This window comes from Williamsia sp. Y721 (assembly GCF_059683565.1).
Genome location: NZ_JCASNH010000005.1, coordinates 147404 through 168294, shown reverse-complemented (window position 1 = coordinate 168294; position 20891 = coordinate 147404). Strand labels below are relative to the sequence as shown.

Sequence of the window (20891 nt, the reverse complement as noted above, 5' to 3'; positions counted from 1 at the left end):
CGACCCGCTACATCGTCCACGCTCGAGAACGTGGTACCGCTGACGCCATTGCAGGAATCGTTGGTCTATCAATCCACGAATGCGGTTGGGACCGACCCGTATTCGATAGTCCTGTCGGTGCCTTTGCAGGGCGTGGTCGACGCGCAGCGGCTGCGGTCGGCGATTGCAGCGGTGATCGATCGGCATCCCGGTCTGCGCACCGGTTTTGCCCGCCGCAAGACCGGTGAGCCCGTGGGCCTGGTCCGGTCGTCGACCGAGTTCGGGTGGCAGGAGTTCGACGACTCCGACCGGCCCGGGGCCGAGCAGATCGCGCATCTGGACCGGCTGGTCGCCGCCGAGCGCACACACCGGTTCGACCTCACCTCACCGCCACTGTTGCGCGCAGCCCTGGTCCGCACCGCCCCGCAGCAGTGCACCCTGGTGCTGACCGTGCACCACCTGATCGTGGACGGGTGGTCGCTGTATCTGCTGCTGACCGATGTATTGCGTTCTTACGGCGACGATCCCACCGATCCGGCCGACGGTACGAGCGCCTACTGGAGTTTTCTGACCTGGCTCGCCGCGGACCAGCAGTCGGGTGGGCAACGCCTGGAACAGTTCTGGAAAACGGAGTTGGCCGACCTCTCCGGTGGCACTTTGCTCGCCGAGGCGCGATCACCGGGGGCACGGTCGGAACTGCCCGCCGAGTTCGAGGTGTCGGTGGCATCGGAGGTGGTCGCCCGGCTTCGTGAAACGCTCGGTGCGGCAGGTCTGACGCTCAACACCGCACTGTCACTGGTGTGGGCGACCGTTCTCGGGAAGCATCTCGGGCGAACCGATGTGGTGTTCGGTGCAACCGTCTCGGGGCGCCCGCCGGAGATCGAAGGCATCGAGTCGGCGATCGGGACATTTGTCGACACCGTGCCCGTCCGGGTGCGGTTGTCGCCGTCAGACAGCCTGATCGACAACGCAATCTTCTTGCAGCGAAAGCAGATTGCGCTGATGCCCGCGATGCACGTGGGTCTGGGTGCGCTGCAGCGCGCGGCCGGGGTCGGCGACCTCTTCGACACCATGTTGGTGGTCGAGAACTTCTTGATCGACTCCGCGGTCATCGACGAGGCGCAACGCAGTGCCGGCCTCGACATGGGTGAACCGGTCATCGCGGACGCCACCGAGTTCCCGTTGTCCCTCACCGTGGTTCCTTCACCGTCGTCCGGGATCCGGATTCTCGTGAAGTTCTCGCCGAGTCGGATCGCCGAACCTGTGGTCCGGTCGTTGGTTGACCGGATGTGCATGGGGCTGAGTCTCTTTGCCGAGGCGCCGGAGCGCTCTCTTGGCAGCATCGACTTCACGTCACCGACAGAGCGCGAGCAACTCGAGACGTGGTCGGCGATCACCGCCGCCGGGCCGGCGCCGTCGGTGCCGGAGCAGATCCGAACCCGCGCGGCAGCGGGCCCTGACGCGATCGCGCTGGTGACCGAATCCGCAACGCTCACCTATGAAGAACTGCTTGCCCGCGTCGACGACTTCGCGCACGAGTTCGTCTCGCGTGGAATCGGCTGCGAGAGTGTCGTTGCGATTGCGGTGCCGCGTGGCATCGACGCGGTGGTGTCGATGCTGGCCGCATTAGAGGTGGGTGCGGCGTATCTGCCCATCGACCTGGAGTACCCGGCCGAGCGAATTTCCTACATGATCTCCGATGCCGTACCCGCGCTGGTGGTCACCGACGATCTGCGGGTCGGTGCCTTCGCGGGCTGCCCGGTTGTCGATCCGGCGACGATCGAATCCCGAAACAGGCGCACCACGAGAGCGGCCGATACGTACATCCCGGCCACGATGGCCTACGTCATCTACACGTCCGGGTCGACCGGCACGCCCAAGGCTGTGCTGGGAACAGCAGGTGCGCTTGCCAACCGAATCGCGTGGGCGGCACGGGACTGGTCGTTGCCCACTGCCGATGTCCGGCTCGCGAAGAGCTCGTTCAGTTTCATCGACGGATCCACAGAACTACTCGGTGCGCTGGCATCCGGGGCACAGGTGGTCATGGCCGATTCCGGGAAGGCCAAAGACCCGCAAGCCCTGGGACGGCTCATCGGTGACCATGTGGTCAGCCAGCTGACGGCGATCGGTGGACTGGCCACGACGCTGGTGGACACCACGCCGGTGCCATCGCTGCGCCGATGGATCCTGAGCGGTGAACCGCTCACCACCGATGCGGTGAATCGGATCAGCCACGCGACGCCCGGTGCACAGCTGGTCAACTCGTACGGTTCGTCGGAGGTCGCCGGTGACGTGACCACTGCGGTGGTGACTCCGGGCGACCGGGTACTGGTCGGCTCCGCGGTGCCCGGCACCGGGATCGCTCTGCTCGACATATTCCTGCAGCCGGCCGCGCCGGGCGCGGTCGGCGAGGTGTACGTACGTGGTGCCCAGTTGGCGCGCGGCTACCGCGGTCGGCCGGGGGCCACCGCGCAGGCCTTCGTGGCGGATCCCGCCGGGCACGGCACCAGGCTCTATCGCACCGGTGATCTGGGCCGCTTCGACGAGAACGGCCGATTGGAACTGTTGGGCCGCAGTGACAGTCAGGTGACCATCCGGGGTCACCGTGTCGAACTGGCCGAGGTCGAGGCGGTCCTGGCGGCGTTGCCCGAGGTCCGGGCGGGCGCTGTTGCAGTCCGTGCCGATGCGCACGGCGACAACCTGCTGGCCGGATACGTTGTGCCCGAACATGGTGGCGTGACAGGGCAGACGCTGCGCCAGGCGATGTCCCAGCGGCTGCCGGGACACCTGATCCCCACCGCGTGGACCCTGGTCGTGGACCTTCCGGTCCTCCCGAACGGCAAGCTCGATCGTGAGAGGTTGCCGGAACCCGTTGTCACCGGTGAGGGTGGTGGGCGCAGTGAACCGCGCACCTGGGCAGAGGCGCAGTTGTGCACCCTGTTCGCCGAGGTCCTGGGCGTTTCGATGATCGGACCCGAGGACAACTTCTTCGATCTCGGTGGGCATTCGCTGTCGGCCACCCGTCTGATCACCCGGTTGCGCGCGGCACTCGGCTCAGCACTCACCGTCGCCGACATCTTCGAAAGACCCACACCCGCACAACTGGCGGAACTCGTCGAGTCCGATGCCGGCACGGCCACCGAACCTCTTGTGGCGCAGACCCGGCCCGCACCGCTGCCTTTGTCGTTCGCGCAGCAACGTCTTCGATTCCTGCACCGGATCGAAGAAACCCGGTCGGCCTACACGCTGCGCTTCGCATTGCGGCTGCGTGGTCACCTCGACCGGGATGCGCTGCGGCGGGCCCTGGCAGCGGTGGTGGACCGGCATGAGGCACTGCGAACGATCTTCCCGGAAGACGCCGAGACCGGTCACGCCATGCAGGTCATCCTTCCGGTCGGAACCGAGGTGGCGTGGAACGAGAGTTCCTGTGGCGACGGCGATGTGGCCGACAAGTTGCAGTCTCTCGGTGAACAGACCTTTGATCTGACCTCGGAACTCCCGATCCGCGGCGAGCTGATCGACATCGGTCCGCAACGCTGCGTGCTGGTGCTGCTGGTCCATCACATCGTCGCCGACGAATGGTCGGCGACGGCGTTGATGAGTGACCTGGCCCGGGCCTATCAGGGTGAGTCACTGCCGATGCTGCCGGTGCAATACGCGGACTACGCGCTGTGGCAACGTCGCGTCCTCGGGGAACCGGATCAGCCGACCGAACTCACCCGTGGGCAACTCGACTATTGGCGGGACCGGCTTGCGGGAATACCCGTTGAGCTGCCGTTGCCCTACGACCGGGCGCGTCCGGTACATGCGACGTATCGCGGCGGCACAGTCGAGTTCAGCATGGGCGCGGAAGAACTCGCTGCCCTGCGGCAGGTTGCGCGGGCCACCGGATCGTCGATGTTCATGATTGTCCACGCGGCGACGGCCATTGCGCTGTCGGCGTCGGGCGCAGGCACCGACATCGTGGTCGGAACACCGGTTGCGGGTCGCACCGACAACGCTCTCGATGAATTGGTCGGGTTCTTTGTCAACACGCTGGTACTGCGCACGGACCTCGGTGGTGACCCGACCCTGGCCGAGGTGATCACGGCCGTTCGCACCGCTGACCTCGAAGCGTATGTGCACCAAGATGTTCCGTTCGAGCGAATCGTCGACGATCTGGATCCGGAGCGCTCGCTGGCGCGTCAACCGCTGTTCCAGACGCTGGTGCAGTACCGGAACGCGATTGTCGCCCCGAAGTTCCGGGGCACGGTGGCCGAACCGGTCTTTGCCGATTCCCGGACTGCGAAGTTCGATCTGACGTGTGAGTTCCGCGAATCGGCGCAGGGCCGCGGACTGACCGGAACATTCGAGTACGCAACCGATCTCTACGATCGATCGACCGTGGCGACGATGGCAGGACGGGTGCGGGCCGTGCTCACGGCCATGGCCGAAGACCTGACCACCCACGTGTCCTCTTTGCGATTGATCACCGCCACCGAAGCGCAGTTGGTGCTGGCCGGCGCGCAGCCCTGCACTCCGGTGGCGTCGTCGCTGACAGATGTGTTCGCGCAGACCGTGCGCGACCATCCGGAATCGGTTGCAGTGCAGGACGCGAACGCGGCCCTGACCTACTCCGAGCTCGACCAACGGTCTCGAACACTGGCGGCGACACTGGTGGCGGCCGGAGCCGGCCGCGGCTGCTTTGTGGCGCTGATGATCCCGCGGACAACGGATCTGGTGGTGGCGGTACTCGCCACCCTGCGCGCAGGTGCGGCATATGTCCCTATCGATCCGGACTACCCGGCCGATCGAATCCGAATGATTGTGCAGGACTGTGCTCCGAGCGTGGTCGTGGTTGCCGGTGGCACCCGTCCACCTACCGGATTGCCGCCGCAGGCAACCGTGGTGGACCTCGAGACAGCCTGGCAGACCGTCGATTCGGCTGCGCCCATGCCGCCGGTGGTGCTGACCGAACAGGATCCGGCTTACGTGATCTACACGTCGGGCAGTACCGGTCGGCCCAAGGGTGTGGTCGTCTCGCACGGCAATGTGTGCGCCTTGCTCGGTGCCACCGCAGATCGGTTCGAGTTCGGCCCGAGCGACGTGTGGTCGCTCTTTCACTCCTACGCGTTCGACTTCTCTGTGTGGGAATTGTGGGGGGCTCTTGCCTACGGGGGCCGGATCCAGGTTCTCGGTCGCGACGAGGCCCGATCACCCCGGGCGTTGCTCGAGACGATCAACCGTGCCGGTGTGACCGTCCTGAACCAAACCCCTACCGCCTTCCGGCAGTTCGATGCGGCCGACACCGAAACGCCGGGCATGGCAGAGTCGTTGCGGTACATCATTTTCGGCGGCGAAGCCCTGGAACTCCCGGCTCTTTCCGGGTGGTTTGCGCGGCACCGCCGCGCATCCGGTGCCGCGCAGGCAGGTCCGGCTCTGATCAACATGTACGGCATCACCGAGACCACCGTCCACGCGAGTTGGCTCCAGATCACAGAGAACGACACCCGGGTGCCGTCGAGTTTGATCGGCGCCCCGCTTGCCGGATTCCGGGCGCGCGTACTCGACCACCTGCTGCGCCCCGTCGGTGTGGGCGTGAGCGGTGAGCTGTACCTCTCGGGGCCACAGGTCACCGCCGGATATCTGCGGCGCGCCGGTCTCAGCAGCGTGCGTTTCGTCGCCGACCCCTGGGGCGCGGAAGGGGAGCGGATGTACCGCTCCGGAGATGTGGTCCGGTGGACCGATCGGGGCGCCCTTGACTACGTGGGACGCGCCGACCAGCAGGTCAAGATCCGCGGATTCCGTATCGAACTCGGTGAGATCGGAGCGGCGATCCGCGACGTCGAGGGCGTCCGCGACGCCGTCGTGGTCGACCGTGAGGGCCCCTCGGGTGCAACCATTTTGGTGGGTTACGTGGTTGCTGCGAGCAATCCCGATTCGGCTGATCCGGAATCAGCGGACCTCACTTCTCGTGACCGCATATTCAGTGATTTGAACTTCAGGCTTCCCGATTATATGGTGCCGTCGGCGTTGGTGTTCTTGCCCGACTTCCCGATGACACCGCACGGCAAGCTCGATCGCGGCGCACTTCCCGATCCGGACTTCACCACGAGCGTCACCTCGCGGGAACCGGAGACCGACAACGAGCGGATCCTGTGTGAGGTGTTTGCCGAAACGCTTGGACTTGAACAGGTTTCGGTCGACGACGACTTCTTTGCGTTCGGCGGTGACAGTATCGTGTCGATCCAGCTCGTGAATCGGGCGCAGCGCCGAGGTCTGACCTTGGCGACACGGGACATCTTCACCCATCGAACCGTCGCCGCACTCGCGGCGGTGGCGACAAACGAGTCGCAGGACCAAGCCGATATCGATGCCGCGGTCGGCCCGGTTGCATTGTTGCCGATCATGTCTCGTCTACGTGAGCTGGGCGGATCGAGTACCCACATCAATCAGTCGATGGTGGTGCAGGTTCCGGTATCGGCCGACGGTGAGGTCATTCGCTCGATCGTGTCGGCCATGGTCGATCATCACGACGCCTTGCGCCTGCAACTCACCGATATTGCAGGCATCCTGTGGTCTCTCGAGATCAGGCCACGGGGCGCGGTGTCGGGCGCAGACTGCGTGGAAGTGGTGCGAGTGTCCGATGACGCCGACCTGAGCGATGCGGTGGCCCGCGCTTCCTCGGCCGCCCGCGATCGCCTCAATCCTGAAGCCGGCCGGATGCTGGCCGCGGTCTACCTCGACCGGCCCAGCGCCCCGGGCCGGCTGGTTCTTGTCATCCACCACCTGGCCATCGATGGTGTGTCCCGTCGAATCATTCTCGAAGACCTGGAACAGGCGTGGGCGGACATACAGGCCGGCAGTCCGATCGACCTGTTGTCCGCGCGAACCACTTTGACGGAGTTTGCGGACCGGGTTTCGGCTGCGGCGCTCGACTCCGGTCGGCAGCGTGAGCTCTCGCATTGGCAAGATGTGCTGGCGCCGGGCGGCGAACTGGTTTCGGGTCCGGTGGCCGGGACGGTGGGCGAGCAGCGCATGGTCGAGGTCGCGCTCGATACCGAGACCAGCGCTGCGCTGCTCACGTCGGTGCCGGCACTGTCCGGAGTCGAGGTGACCGCGGTCCTGCTCGGATCGGTTCGAGCGGTTCTCGGCGAGAGCGAGCGTGAAATCGTCGTCGACGTCGAGCGTCATGGCCGTGAAGATCCCGATTCGGGTCCGTCGGTGGAACTGACGCGAACACTCGGCTGGTTCACCGCGATGGCACCGGTTCGGTTGCCCGCCTTCACATCTGTTGGCGACGCGGTGGCGCAGACCGCGGCAGCGCTGGCCGCGGTACCGGGATCCGGACTCGGATATGGAATGCTTCGCTATCTCGATCCCCAGACCAGTGCGATTCTGTCTGAAACAGGCAGTGCCCAAGTGCTGTTCAACTACTTGGGGCGTATCCCGGTCGGCAAGGGTGGTGATTGGCTGCCGTCTGAGGAGTCGCAGGCTCTGGATACCCCACCGGATACGGATCTTGGTGTCCCGTATGCGTTGGAGATCGAGATCGTGTGCATCGATGGGCCCGATGGCCCGGTACTGCGTGGCAGGTTCACATACCTGCCGAGTGTCCTGGCCGAGGACGAAGTGGTGAGTGTGGCGCGGCGATGGATGTCGGTCAGTGGGCAATTGGCGGATCCCGCCACGAATTCGGTGGAGGTAGCACGGTGACCGACGTCAAGGAGTCCTACGGCAACGTGGACGAGACCGCAGCGCAGGGTCCGGTGACGCTGCCTGCCACGGCTGCTCAACGAGATGTGTTCCTCGGCGCGCAGACCGCGCTGGACGCCACGCTCTACAACACCGGCCTCTATGGAGAGGTGACGTCGGGTCCGCTCGACATCGATCGGCTCACCACCGCGATCGGCAGCGTGGTCGCCAAAGCTCCCACCCTGCACGTTCGATTCACCATGGCGTCTGACGGAGAACTCCGGCAAGTCGTCACGCCGCCGGGGAACACCATTCCCGACGTTGTCGATCTGCGCGCGGACGCAGATCCGCGTGCTGCCGCGATGGCGTGGATGCGAGCTGAGCTTGACCGGCCCCACGACGTCGCCACCGACGATCTGTTCGGGACCGCCGTCCTGCTGTTGTCGGACTCTGTGACCATCTGGTTCCTGCACGCACATCACATCGTTTGCGACGGTGTCGGACTGATGCAGCTCGGTCTCTCTGTGCGTCGTGCCTACCCCGCACCTGCCGAGTTCGATCCGGGACCGCGATGGTCGATAGAGGGCTACGTCAAGGCAGATCAGGACTATCGGGACTCGGAACAGTTCGACGCAGACCGGGCGTATTGGGTCGGGCAGATGGCCGACCTGCCGCCTGCCCCGCGTCTGTTGAATCGCTTTCTGCCACCCGCGCAGGGGACCGAGCATGCTGCGGTGATCCTGAACACCGACCGCACGAAGGTCCTGCAGGACCTGGGCAAGGATCACGGTCTGTCGTTGGCGCAGGTGCTGATCGGTGTGCTCGCCGCGTTCACCCATCGAAGGACCGGTCTGTCCGACATCGTTTTCGCGCTGCCGACCACCGCGCGTGGGGTCAGTGAACTGCGAACCGTTCCGGCAATGGTGACCAGTGTCTTGCCACTGCGAGTTCCCGTCGACGGTCGCGACACACTCACCGACATCGCCCGCAGAGTTGCCGACCGTCTCGCCGAGATGTTGAAGCACAGTCGGTTTCGGGGTGAAGACCTCGGCCGGGAACTACGCGGCCTCGACCCCGGGTACCGCATGTTCGGCGCCGGTATCAATGTCCTGTCCGCCTCATCGAACGCCACCGTCGGAGGTTTGCCTGCGCAGTTCGTCCCGCTCGCATCAGGTCCGGTCGGAGACGTTGAGTTCCTCGCCGTGATTCAGCGGGGTCTCGAACCGATCCGCATCGCGTTGCGGGGTGTAGCCGACGCCAAAGATGATGTGCTCGAGATCAGCCGCGAACTGGAGGCGTTCTTCGAGGAACTGTTTGTCGACCCGACCGCCAGGCTGCAGGCACTGGGGTCGAGCGCTGTGGCGGTGTCCGGCGGCGAACCGCAAGCGCTGCCACTGCTTCCGTCCCTGCACCGGGCGCGGCAGCAGTCGGAGACCGTCGCAGCATTGCGGACCCGGACGGTGACCTTGCCCGCCGGATCCACCGCCGAGGTCGTCCGCGACGCGGCGTATTCACTGGTGAGCGCCCATCCGATCCTGCACAGCCGGTTGGCCGAACCCGCTGCGGGACTGTGGTCCCTGGAACCGGTCGATCCCGAACGCGCCGCTTCTGGAGACGAGATCGACGTCCGCGCCGGTCGGATCCTGTGCGCGCACTGGCGATCCGAAGAGCTCACAGCACATCTGACGGTTGCCGCATTGTTCGTCGATGAGGTGTCGCTGGACGTACTGGCGGCCGAGCTGGAACTGGCCGTTCTGGACGCGCTGGCCGGACGGGCGATTCGAATCGATCCACCCGCAACACACATCGCAGCGCTGGCCCGCGAACTCTCGGCCCGATCGCGCTCACCCCAACTGCTCGCCGAATTGCCCCGCTGGCTTGCGGTCCATGCCCCGGGCGGTCGGGTGGCGGCCGGTGTGATCCACCAGGGGGATTTGGATCAGTCGGCCCAGACCGGGTACGAGTCGGTATCACCTGTTGCCGCACCCGATGAGTTGGCAGCTGAAGAACTCACAGCGGTGTTGTCCGCCGCGGCGGCTGTGACGGTCGCGCGTTGGGATGCTGCCCGCGGTATCGACCGGACCGAGGTCGTCTTCGAGGTCGGCCAGGACATCCACCACAAGACCCCGTTCGGCCTGGACCTGTCCGGGACCGTCGGCCCGCTCCGTTCGGTGGCGCCCATCCGGTTGTCGACAGGCTCGGGGGCCGAGTCGGCGCAGCTCATCGAGACCGCCCGCGAGTTCTGGTCCGACGCAGCGGATGTGCGCTACGAGGTTCTTCGGCACCTGCAGCCGCAGGCAGGCGCCGCCCTGGCGGCCTTACCGCCGGTGGACCTGCGGGTCGAACGAATGGACACCGACGAACCGTTGCCTGCGCAGACGGCGATCAGACTGGCCTTGCGTCGCGGTGCTGACGGCTGGTCGGCGCATGTGCAGGGAAGGTTCTCGGCGGCAGGTGAACTCGAGTTCGAACAGCTTTCGACGATCTGGTCGCAGACCCTGACAGCTCTGTTGCCTGTAGCGGCGGCGCGGACGTCGCGCTACCTGGTACGGGTGACCCCCGAGCAGGACGAGGCCCTGATTTCACTGGCCGGAGAACACATCTGCGATGTGTGGCCACTGTCGCCGCTACAGGAGGGCCTGTTCTATCAGGCCCAGGTGGACAGCGGAAATGACATCTACACGGCACAGTTCTGGTTGGACGTCGATCACCGGCTCGACGCGGACCGGTTACGGGTCGCCGCCACCGAGCTGATGAAACGCAATCCCGCAATTCGTGCGGGTTTCACCGTCGACGGTTTTGATGCGCCGGTCCAATTCGTGGTCGATGACCTCGAACCCGCATTGGTCGAGGTCGATCTGTCGGGATACCCGGCTGCCGATCGCGACGCGATGCTCGAAGCCGAGCTGCTCCGGGACCGGCGAACCCCGTTCACACTCGATGCACCGCCGCTGTGGCGGATGACGCTCATCCATCTCGACTCAGGTCATGACCGACTCGTGATCAATCGTCAGTTCATGCTGTGGGACGGCTGGTCGGGTGGCCCCTTTGTCTCCCAGCTGCTGGCACTTTATTCCGCAGCAGATTTCGGCACCGTCGAAGCTCCGCATGCGACGTTCGGCGATTACCTTGCCTGGCTCGGTGGACAGGACCAGCAGGCCGCGCACGACGCGTGGGCGCAGATCCTCTCCGGTGTCGAAGAACCATCGCTGCTCGCGCCGCGTGCGGCGGGTACGGTGACCGCGGCACCGGAGCGCATCGAACGCACTCTCGGAGCGGATCTCTCAGTCGACCTCCGTGGGGCATCTCGTCTGGCGGGTGTCACGCTCAATGCAACACTCAATTCCGCTCTGGCGCTGGTGCTCTCACGTCACCTCGGTCGGGCCGATGTGATTTTTGGTTCCACCGTGTCGGGTCGCCCGACCGAGGTCCCCGGTCTCGAAGGAGTCATCGGGCTGTTCTTGAACACGATTCCGGTCAGGGTGGGGCTGCGGCCCGGAGAGACACTCACCGAACTTGCGCGCAGGGTGCAGACCGACCGGGTCGATTCGATGGCATACGACCATCTGGGACTCGCCGGAATCCAGCGCGCCGCCGGAGTCTCGACGCTGTTCGACGTCCTGTACGTGCTGCAGAACTTTCGCACCGAGGACGAAGAGGCCGAACAATCGCAGCGGCACGGCCTGCTCGGTGAGGGCAGTCTCGATCACACGCACTACCCGGTCACCATCGTGGTGACGCCGAGCGAGGACATCCGATTCCGGATCGAGTACCGGGCAGACCTGATCAGCGACCACCTGGCCGCCACGATCGCCGACGAGTTCCGTTCGGTGCTCGCGACATTCGTCGATGCTCCCGGCACCGTCGCCGCGGCCGCGCTGCCCGTTGCGCTCCCTGCGGATCGAACCGAACCGCTCCATGACCTCGCCGACCTCCAGGACCTGCCCGACATCACGATCTCCGAGATGCTCGCCGACCGAGCGGCACTCATACCGGCGGAGAGCGCGCTCGTGTTCGGGGACAAGCGCCTCACCTACGCAGAACTCGATGCCCGGATCAATCGGTTGGCCCGACTCCTGGTGGGCCAGGGTGCCGGTCCCGAGTCGATCGTGGCGATCGCGCTACCGCGCAGCATCGACACGGTGGTTGCGCTGTTCGCAGTACTCCGTTGCGGTGCAGCGTATCTGCCACTGGAACTCGATCATCCCGACGACCGTCTCGCGGCGATCCTCGACCAGGGTGATCCGATGGTGGTCCTCACCGTCGCGGGCACAGCGCAGCGACTCGGCGGGCGGAATCTGCTGATCCTCGACGACGCCGAGACCCGCGGACACCTGGCCGAGGTGTCTGAATCACCCTTGACCGACACCGAACTCGGGATGTTTGCGCCCGGAACACCGGGCCGCCTTCGGCATCCGGCCTATGTCATCTTCACCTCGGGTTCGACGGGCCTGCCCAAGGGCGTGTCGACGCCGTATCTCGGGCTGACGAACATGCAGCTCAACCATCGCAGTGCGATCTTCGATCCGACGGTTCGGGCCGTCGCCGAGTCCGGCAGGAGCGGCCGACTTCGCATCGCCCACACCGTGTCGTTTGCGTTCGACATGTCGTGGGAAGAGCTGTTGTGGCTTGTCGAAGGCCACGAAGTCCATGTCTGCGACGAAGAACTCCGCCGCGATGCCGCCGGGCTGGTGGACTACTGCCGTCGCCACCTCATCGACGTCGTCAATGTCACCCCGACGTACGCTCATCATCTGTTCGAAGCCGGACTTCTCGCCGGACCGGAGGACGTCAGAACCCCGTATCCCGGGCATCGCCCACCGCTGGTCCTGCTCGGCGGCGAAGCGGTTCCGGAGAACATCTGGCAACAGCTACGCGAAACGCCGGATGTGCTGGGCTACAACCTGTACGGACCCACCGAGTACACGATCAACACGCTTGGCGCAGGCACCGACGAGTGTGACAAACCCACCGTCGGACATCCGATCAGTCGCACGCAGGCCCACCTCCTCGATTCGTGGCTGCGGCCCGTACCCGAGGGCGTGGTCGGCGAACTGTATGTGACCGGCGCCGGTTTGGCGCGGGGTTACCTGAACCGGGCCGCACTGACCGCCGAGCGATTTGTGGCCGACCCGTTCGCCGCCGCCGGGCAGCGGATGTACCGCACGGGTGACCTGATGCGATGGCGCGCCGACGGGAACCTGGAGTTCCTGGGACGCACCGATGATCAGGTCAAGATCCGTGGCTACCGGGTTGAGGTCGGCGAGATCGAGGCCGTCCTCGACGCGCATCACGACATCGTGCGGGCCGCCGTGATAGCCGCTCCGGATCCATCACTTCCCGGTACCAAACGCCTCGTCGCGTACGTGGTGCCCGCGACGGGCTTCGATGGTGATCTGGCTGCGCTGCGTGCGTACCTGGGTGGATTGTTGCCCGACTACATGGTCCCGGCGTTGTTCTCGGCGGTGGAGAGCCTGCCGATGACCGTCAACGGCAAGCTGGACATCGCCGCGCTGCCCAAGCCGGAACTGGCGGTCGGTGGCGTGCGACGTGCGCCGCGAACCGACACCGAACGTGCTTTGTGTGAGGCATTTGCCTCGATCCTCGAGGTCGACGAGGTCGGTATCGACGACGACTTCTTCTCACTCGGTGGGCACTCGATGTCGGCGATGCAGTTGGTCGGCAGAGTTGAGGTCGACGGCCGCAAGCTTGCGATCCGTGATCTGTTCGAGGCGCGGACACCGGTTGCCCTGGCTGCGCGTTTGCAGGGTGGAGATCTCCGGGCCGATCCGGAGACGTCATCGTTGATCGCCGTCGCGAACACGCCACGGCCCGAACTGGTTCCGTTGTCTGCGGCCCAGGAACGTCTGTGGCTCCTGCACTCACTCGATGGCGACGATCTGTCGTACCACTACGCGCATGTGGCGCGTGTCGGTGGAGTTGTCGACGAGAATGCGCTGCGTGCAGCACTTCTCGACGTGCTGGACCGGCACGAGGCGCTGCGCACGGTGGTTCGTGTCGTGGACGGACAGCCGACCCAGCACGTCGGTATGGCGGACGATGCATTGGCATTCGATGTACTCGAGCGCCGCGGCGCCGACGACACCGCGATCCGCGCCACTGTCGCAGAACATCTGACCCGACGCTTCGACCTGGAACGCGGACCGGTTCTGCGGACCTGCCTGATCCGGGTGGGCGAAGCCGGTGAACACTCGGTCATCGCGTTGGCCCTGCATCACATGGTCACCGACGAGTGGTCGGACCGCCCGCTGCTGACCGATCTGACCATTGCCTACCTGGCCCGATTGTCCGGTACGGCACCCGGATTCGCCGACCTGCCCGTGCAATACGCCGACTACACCCGCTGGCAGCTCGAGCGGCTGGGATCGGTGTCGGATCCCGGGTCTCGCGCGGCGCGCCAGCTCGATTATTGGAAGCAGACCCTGGCCGGTCTGCCCGACGAGATCGAACTGCCGCGCGATCGGCGTCGGCCGACGGTCCCGACCGGGGCGGGTGACATGGTCACCGCAGAGGTCGGACCCGAGGTCCGGGACGCACTGCTGGCCGTGGGACGTGAGGTCAACGCCAGCATGTTCATGGTCACCCAGGCTGCGGTGGCCGCGCTGCTCAGTCGCCTCGGCGCCGGGACCGACCTGGCTTTCGGTTCGCCGATCTCCGGTCGAGGCGATCCGGCCCTGGCCGATCTGGTGGGGTTCTTCGTCTCGACGCAGGTGCTGCGGATGGACGTCTCGGGCAACCCGGCGTTCACCGACCTGCTGGAGCGCACGCGTGAGGTCGATCTGGCCGCCTTCGAGAATCAGGACCTGCCCTTCCAGCAGATCGTCGAAGCTCTGAGCCCGTCGCGGGTGGCCGGTCGCAACCCGCTCTTCCAGGTGATGGTCAGCTACCTGCAGATCGGTGGTGCCAACCCTGATTTCCTGGGTATGCCAACCGAATTCGAGAACCTGCAGGCACAGCATGCGAAGTTCGACCTCGCGTTCACCTTTGTCGACACAGACACCTCGATGACCATTGGTGTGGAGTACTCCACCGAGCAGTTCGACCGCTCCACCGTCGAAGGATTCGCACGTCGTCTGGTGGGCATCCTGCGCCAGGTGGCAGCGTGTCCAGGCGTGCGGATCGGCGACCTCACGGTGATAGATGCCGCGGACAACGAGGCCCTGGCCGCACTCCGGGGCCCTCGGGTTCCGGCATCGCCGACGTTGGCGGACCTGCTGGTCGCCCGTCCGGCGCAGCCGCAGCCCGCCCTGCTGACCCCGGGGGGCGGTTCGGTGTCGCACGGCGAGTTCCGCGGTGCCGTCGCGCGGTTGGCGCGCTATCTCATCGCCGCGGGAGTGGGGCCGGAGTCGGTTGTTGCCGTGGCGGTTCCACGCTCGGAAGAGCTGCTGCGCGCAATCCACGCCGTCGTCATGGCCGGCGCCGCCTACTTGCCGCTCGATGTGGATTATCCGGCGGACCGGCTGCAATACATGGTCGATGTCGCGAATCCGGTGGTGGCGCTCACCGTCGCCGATTGGGCAGTTAATCTGCCTGCCGGTATCCCGGCCATCGTGCTGGACGATTCGCTTGTGGCCGAGGCGCTCTCCGAACTGTCGGGTGATCAGCTGACCGACGCCGAGCGCACCGGGGCGTTGTTGCCGGAACACCCCGCCTACGTGTTGTTCACGTCGGGATCGACCGGGCGACCGAAGGGTGTGGTGGTCTCGCACCGGGCGATCGTCAACCGGCTGGTGTGGATGCAGAGTGTCTACGGGGTCGGGGCCGGTGACCGAGTTCTACACAAGACGCCGATCAGCTTCGATGTCTCGGTGTGGGAGTTGTTCTGGCCGTTGGCATATGGCGCCACCCTGGTGATCGCCGAACCGGAAGGACATCGCGATCCGGCGTATCTGGCCGGGTTGATCGACCAGCAACGGATCCGGTATGCGCACTTCGTCCCGTCGATGCTGGAGGTATTCCTGTCATCCCCGGCGTTGACGGAGGTTCCGCATCTGGCCCACCGTGGACTCGAGGCGATCATCGCCAGTGGGGAAGCGTTGCGGGCAGACGTCGCGCAGACGATTCGTCAACGACTGCCGGGGGTACGCCTGGACAACCTCTACGGACCCACCGAGGCAGCGGTGGACGTGAGCGCAGCAATCGGTGTGGGCGACGGAACCTTCGAGGATCCAGATGCGGTCAGTGCCTCACTGTCGCTGGGTGGACCGGTCTGGGGCACCGACCTGTTCGTCCTCGACGCATTCCTCCAACAGGTTCCCGAAGGCGTGATCGGGGAGCTGTACATCGGTGGCGTACAACTGGCCCGCGGCTATCACGCGGACCCGCGACGCACGGCGGAACGGTTTGTCGGACACCCGTTTGTGGTCGGTGAGCGTCTGTACCGGACAGGTGACCTCGTATGCGTGCGCCGGGACGGTGAGGGCCGGATCGGGCTCGACTATCGTGGCCGCTCCGACCAGCAGGTCAAACTCCGTGGCCTGCGTATCGAACTCGGTGAGATCGAGACGGCGATACTCGAAACCGGAGGATTGTCGGCCGCCGCGGTCGCCGTGCACGCGGATGACCTCGTGGGCTACTACGTACTCGACCCGTCGTCTACGGAACATCGCGGCGTCGAAACGATACGCAGTGCCATCGCATCCCGGCTGCCGAGCTACATGGTGCCCACGCAACTGATCGAACTCGACGTTCTTCCACTGGGGCCGAGCGGCAAACTCGACAGGCGCTCACTGCCGGCCCCGGCGAGTGCCGCGCGCACCTCACGAGCTCCCGAAGGTGAGCTCGAGACGGTGCTCGGTGAGGTCTTCGGCGACGTGCTGGGCCGGGACCCGGCGCAGGGGCCGGTCGGCGCAGAAGATGACTTCTTCGCACTCGGCGGACACTCGCTGCTCGCGATCCGGGTCTCCAACGCGCTCGGCGAGAGGCTTGGCGTCTCGGTGGGGATGCGGGACCTCTTCGAGAATCCCACGATTGCCCAGTTGGCCGATCATCTGAAGAACAGCCGGACCACGCAGACGCGTCCGCAATTGGTCGCGCGCACGCGCCCCGATCTGCTGCCGCTGTCGTCCGGGCAGGCCCAGATGTGGACGTTGTATGCCGTCAGTGGTGCCGACCCCACGTACAACGTGCCGGTGTTCTGGTCTCACCCCGATCCGATCGATGAACAGGTTCTGGCGCAGGCGCTCTCCGATGTTGTTGCCCGGCACGAGGTTCTGCGCACGTTCTACCCCGAGGTCGATGGAGAGCCGGTCCAGGTCATCAAACCGGCCGGGACGGCCACGGTGCCTGTCGAATCGATTGCGGTCGGCGAGGCCGATGTGGTCGCGACGGTCATGTCGGCGGTGTCATACGGCTTTGAGCTCGATCGTGAGGTGCCGTTGCGGGCAACCGTTCTCAAGACCGGTGCCGGAGCAGACCTGGTGCTGCTGTTGCTGCACCACATCGCGACGGACGAGTGGTCGGCGGCGCCATTGCAGCGTGACCTGACCGAGGCCTATCGGGCGCGATCGGCCGGTGCTGCGCCGGACTGGTCCCCGCTCCCGTTGCAGTACGCCGACTACGTGCTGTGGCAACGTGATCTGCTCGGCGACCCGAACGACGAAAGTTCGAGGGGTGCACTCGCTCTGGACTATTGGCGGACCCGGTTGGCCGGGCTTCCAGAAGAGCTGGCGTTGCCCTACGACCATCCCCGACCGGATCGGATGAGCAATCGCGGTGGCACCGTCTTCCGCCGGATCGATACTCCGATCACCCGGCCGCTGCGGGAGCTCGCAGCGCAGACCGGTGCCAGCATGTTCATGGTCATGCAGGCTGCGGTCGCAGCGATGCTGCACCGGATGGGTGCCGGCACCGACATCGCGATCGGATCACCGATCTCCGGGCGCAGCGACGCGCGGCTCGACGACATGGTCGGATACTTCCTGAACACGGTTGTCCTGCGCACGGATCTGTCCGGCCATCCGACATTCATCGAGTTGCTCGGAAGGGTGCGGGAGACCGATCTTGCCGCCTTCGACCACCGCGACGTGCCGTTCGAGCAGGTTGTCGAGACAGTGGCGCCGAACCGTTCCCCGGCGATCCACCCGCTGTTCCAGGTGATGATCGTCTACCTGACCGGGTCGCTGCCGGATACGTCGTCGGCGGGCATCGGTGCACCGGAACAGCTCTCCGGCAACGGCACGGCAAAGTTCGAGCTGTCTTTCGATTTCACCGAAGACCAGGCAACCGGCGTTGTCGGCTGCGCGTTGCAGTACAGCAGCGACCTGTTCGAGCGGTCCACGGTCGAGGCGTTGGCCGAGCGACTGATCGCCGTGCTGCGCACGGTTGCCGAGCGCACGGATGTTCCGCTGCGCGAGATCGACGTCCTGTCGGCCGCGGAATCGGCCAACGTGGCGGCATGGTCGACCGGCGATCAGGTGGAGCTGCCACCGGGCACGATCAACGACTTGCTGATCGACGCGGCCCACCGGCATCCGGCTGCCGAGGCAGTGGTGTTCGGTGACCGGACGTTGAACTACGCGCAGTTCGACATGCACGCGAACGGGTTGGCCCGCCTGCTCCTGCGCCGCGGTGTGCGCCCGGGGGATCGGGTTGCGGTGGCGTTGCCACGCAGTCTGGAATTGCCTGCCGTCCTGACCGCGATCATGCGCACCGGTGCTGCCTATGTGCCGATCGATTCGGATTATCCACTCGATCGCATCGAATACATCCGCGAAAACAGTGCGGTGGCACTGACAATCGTCGATTCGACGAGGCGCTCGGCGCTCGGCGACGCGGCCGATGTGGTGTCACTCGACGACGCGGCCGATGTGGTGTCACTCGACGACGCCGCACTGCGCGCCGAACTGGCGACACTGTCGACGGAGCCGATCACCGATGGCGAGCGGGGCCGGGCAATCCTGCTCGGCGACGCCGCCTACACGATCTACACCTCGGGTTCGACCGGACGCCCGAAGGGTGTGGTCATCGACCATCGGGGCCTGGTCAACTTCCTGGTCTGGAAACAACGGGCCACCGGAATCGATGCGAGCGACCGGATTCTGCAGAAGACCCCGTTCTCGTTCGACGCCTCGGTGTGGGAGTTCTTCGTTCCGTTGATGATCGGCGGCACGGTGGTGATGGCCGAGCCGGGTGGACATCGGGATCCGCAGTACCTTCTCGACGAGATCGAGAGGGCACAGCTGACAACGGTCGAGTTCGTTCCGTCGATGCTCAATGCTCTTCTGCAGTACGACTTCCCGAAAGAGGCCACGGCATCGGTGCGGCGGGTGTTCTGTGGTGGTGAGGCACTGTCTGCGGCAACCGCGGCCGCGGCGCTGGCCCGGTTCGATGCAGATCTGTACAACCTGTACGGACCCACCGAGACCACGGTCGGTATCACCGGCGAACTGGTGACCGCGCAGGTCGTCGCAGGCGGCCAGGGTTCGGGGGCCGGCCTGTCGATCGGGAGCCCGGCCTTCAACTCGACGGCGCGAGTGCTCGACAACTCGCTACGGCCGGTGGCCGTGGGTGTGGTCGCAGAGCTGTATCTCGGTGGTCCTCAGGTAGCGCTTGGCTACCACGGCCGGCCGGACCTGACCGCAACCCGCTTTGTTGCCGACCCCTTCGGCGGCATCGGCGAACGGCTGTACCGCACCGGCGATCTCGTCCGCTGGACCGAGCACGGTTCGATCCAGTATCTGGGCCGGATCGATGATCAGGTCAAGATTCGCGGCTTCCGTGTCGAGACCGAAGAGATCAGGTTTGTGCTGGAATCGCATCAGGACGTGCGAACCGCGGCAGTTGTTGTGCGCCACCGTGGTTCCCTCGCCGAGCCGTACCTGGCGGCCTATGTCACGCGAGCCGTTGCCGGATCCGATCCGGCAACCGATGACGGGCTCATCGCCCGGTTGCGAGACTTCCTGGCGGAGCGCCTTCCCGACTACATGGTGCCCGTCGCGTTTGCCGAACTCGACGAACTGCCGGTCACCGTCAACGGCAAGTTCGACGCCAGTGGACTGCCGGAACCGGTGCCGTTCGCGGCGATCGATCATCGGGACCCGCAGACGGCCACCGAGATCTTTGTCGCCGAGGTGCTGCGAGAGGTCTTGGAGATCGGTCCGGATGTGGCGATTTCATCGAACGACGACTTCTTCGGTCTCGGTGGTCAATCATTGTCGGCGACAAGGTTTGCCAATGCCCTGCGCAGCAGGACCGGACTACCGCTGGCCCTGCGGACCATCTTCGACCGGCGGACCGTCACCGGGATCGCCGCAGCGATCGACGCGGGAGACCAGAGTGGGCAAGGCCATCCGATCGCGGTGGAACTCGCACCGTCGGCACAGGGTCGCCATGTCTTTTGTGTGCACGCCATATCCGGGGCGGGAACCGTGTATTCGAGTGTGGTGCCGCATCTACCCGACGGCCATGGCCTGATCGCGCTGCAGGATCCGGCCCATGGCGGATCGTCCCAGGACTTCGAGACCCTCGACGAGCTGGTGACGACCTACACCGAGGTGATCCGCGAGCACCAGCCCGAGGGTCCCTATGAGCTGCTGGGCTTTTCGTACGGTGGACATATCGCCTTCGGGATCGCCCGCGAGTTGGAGGCTGCCGGTGCCACCGTCAGCGGCCTGACCATCCTCGACACTCCGCCGATCACCGCTGACGCGGTGACCATCACCCCGGATGCCGATGAGCTCGAGCGCGAGGTGATTCGGATCTTTGCGCACTATGCCGCACTGCCTGCTGCGGACGTCGATGCGGTGGCCGGGCTGCCCCGGGATGAGGCCCGGGACCAGATCGCCCGCCGCAGTGCAGGATCCGGTGGACCGATGGCGGACTACAGCCTCGACGACGCCCGTGCGTTCATGGCTTCGTACGCACGCTGCCTGCGGCTGATGAAGCAGGCGCCGACACATGGTGAGGTCTCGGTGCCGATCGATCTGGTGCTGGGTTATCTGCACTTCGAGACAGAAAACGCGACCCGCGACCTCTGGCAGAGGCATTGCCGCAGCGTTGTGCGGTCCTCGCGGATACCGGCGATGCACGACGACATGCTGAATCCGGACATGGTGGGGCAGTGGTACCGCGCGCTGGTTCGCTCCCCAAACAGCATGGATTAGAGCGTCTTTCGGCCCGCGGATGACAATCTGCGGGCCGTCGGCCGGTCGCCAATGGGTGGCATCGCCTTTTACGGGGCCGCACTTCTGCGCCAGGGTTAGGTGAGGCTAACATCG

Annotated in this window: 2 protein-coding genes; both read left to right on the top strand. The window is 65.6% G+C overall.

The features are described from left to right. The first annotated feature begins 30 nt into the window (after positions 1-30). Positions 31-7674: an amino acid adenylation domain-containing protein gene (locus AC56PL_RS24270; protein ID WP_497155401.1), complete on the top strand. Its 7644-nt coding sequence runs from the start codon at positions 31-33 to the stop codon at positions 7672-7674. Further along, the gene (locus AC56PL_RS24265) at positions 7671-20777 is read left to right on the top strand and encodes an amino acid adenylation domain-containing protein (RefSeq protein ID WP_497155400.1); all 13107 of its coding nucleotides are present in this window, start codon (positions 7671-7673) and stop codon (positions 20775-20777) included. Before AC56PL_RS24270 ends, AC56PL_RS24265 begins: the two co-directional genes overlap by 4 nt. Positions 20778-20891: the final 114 nt, after the last annotated feature.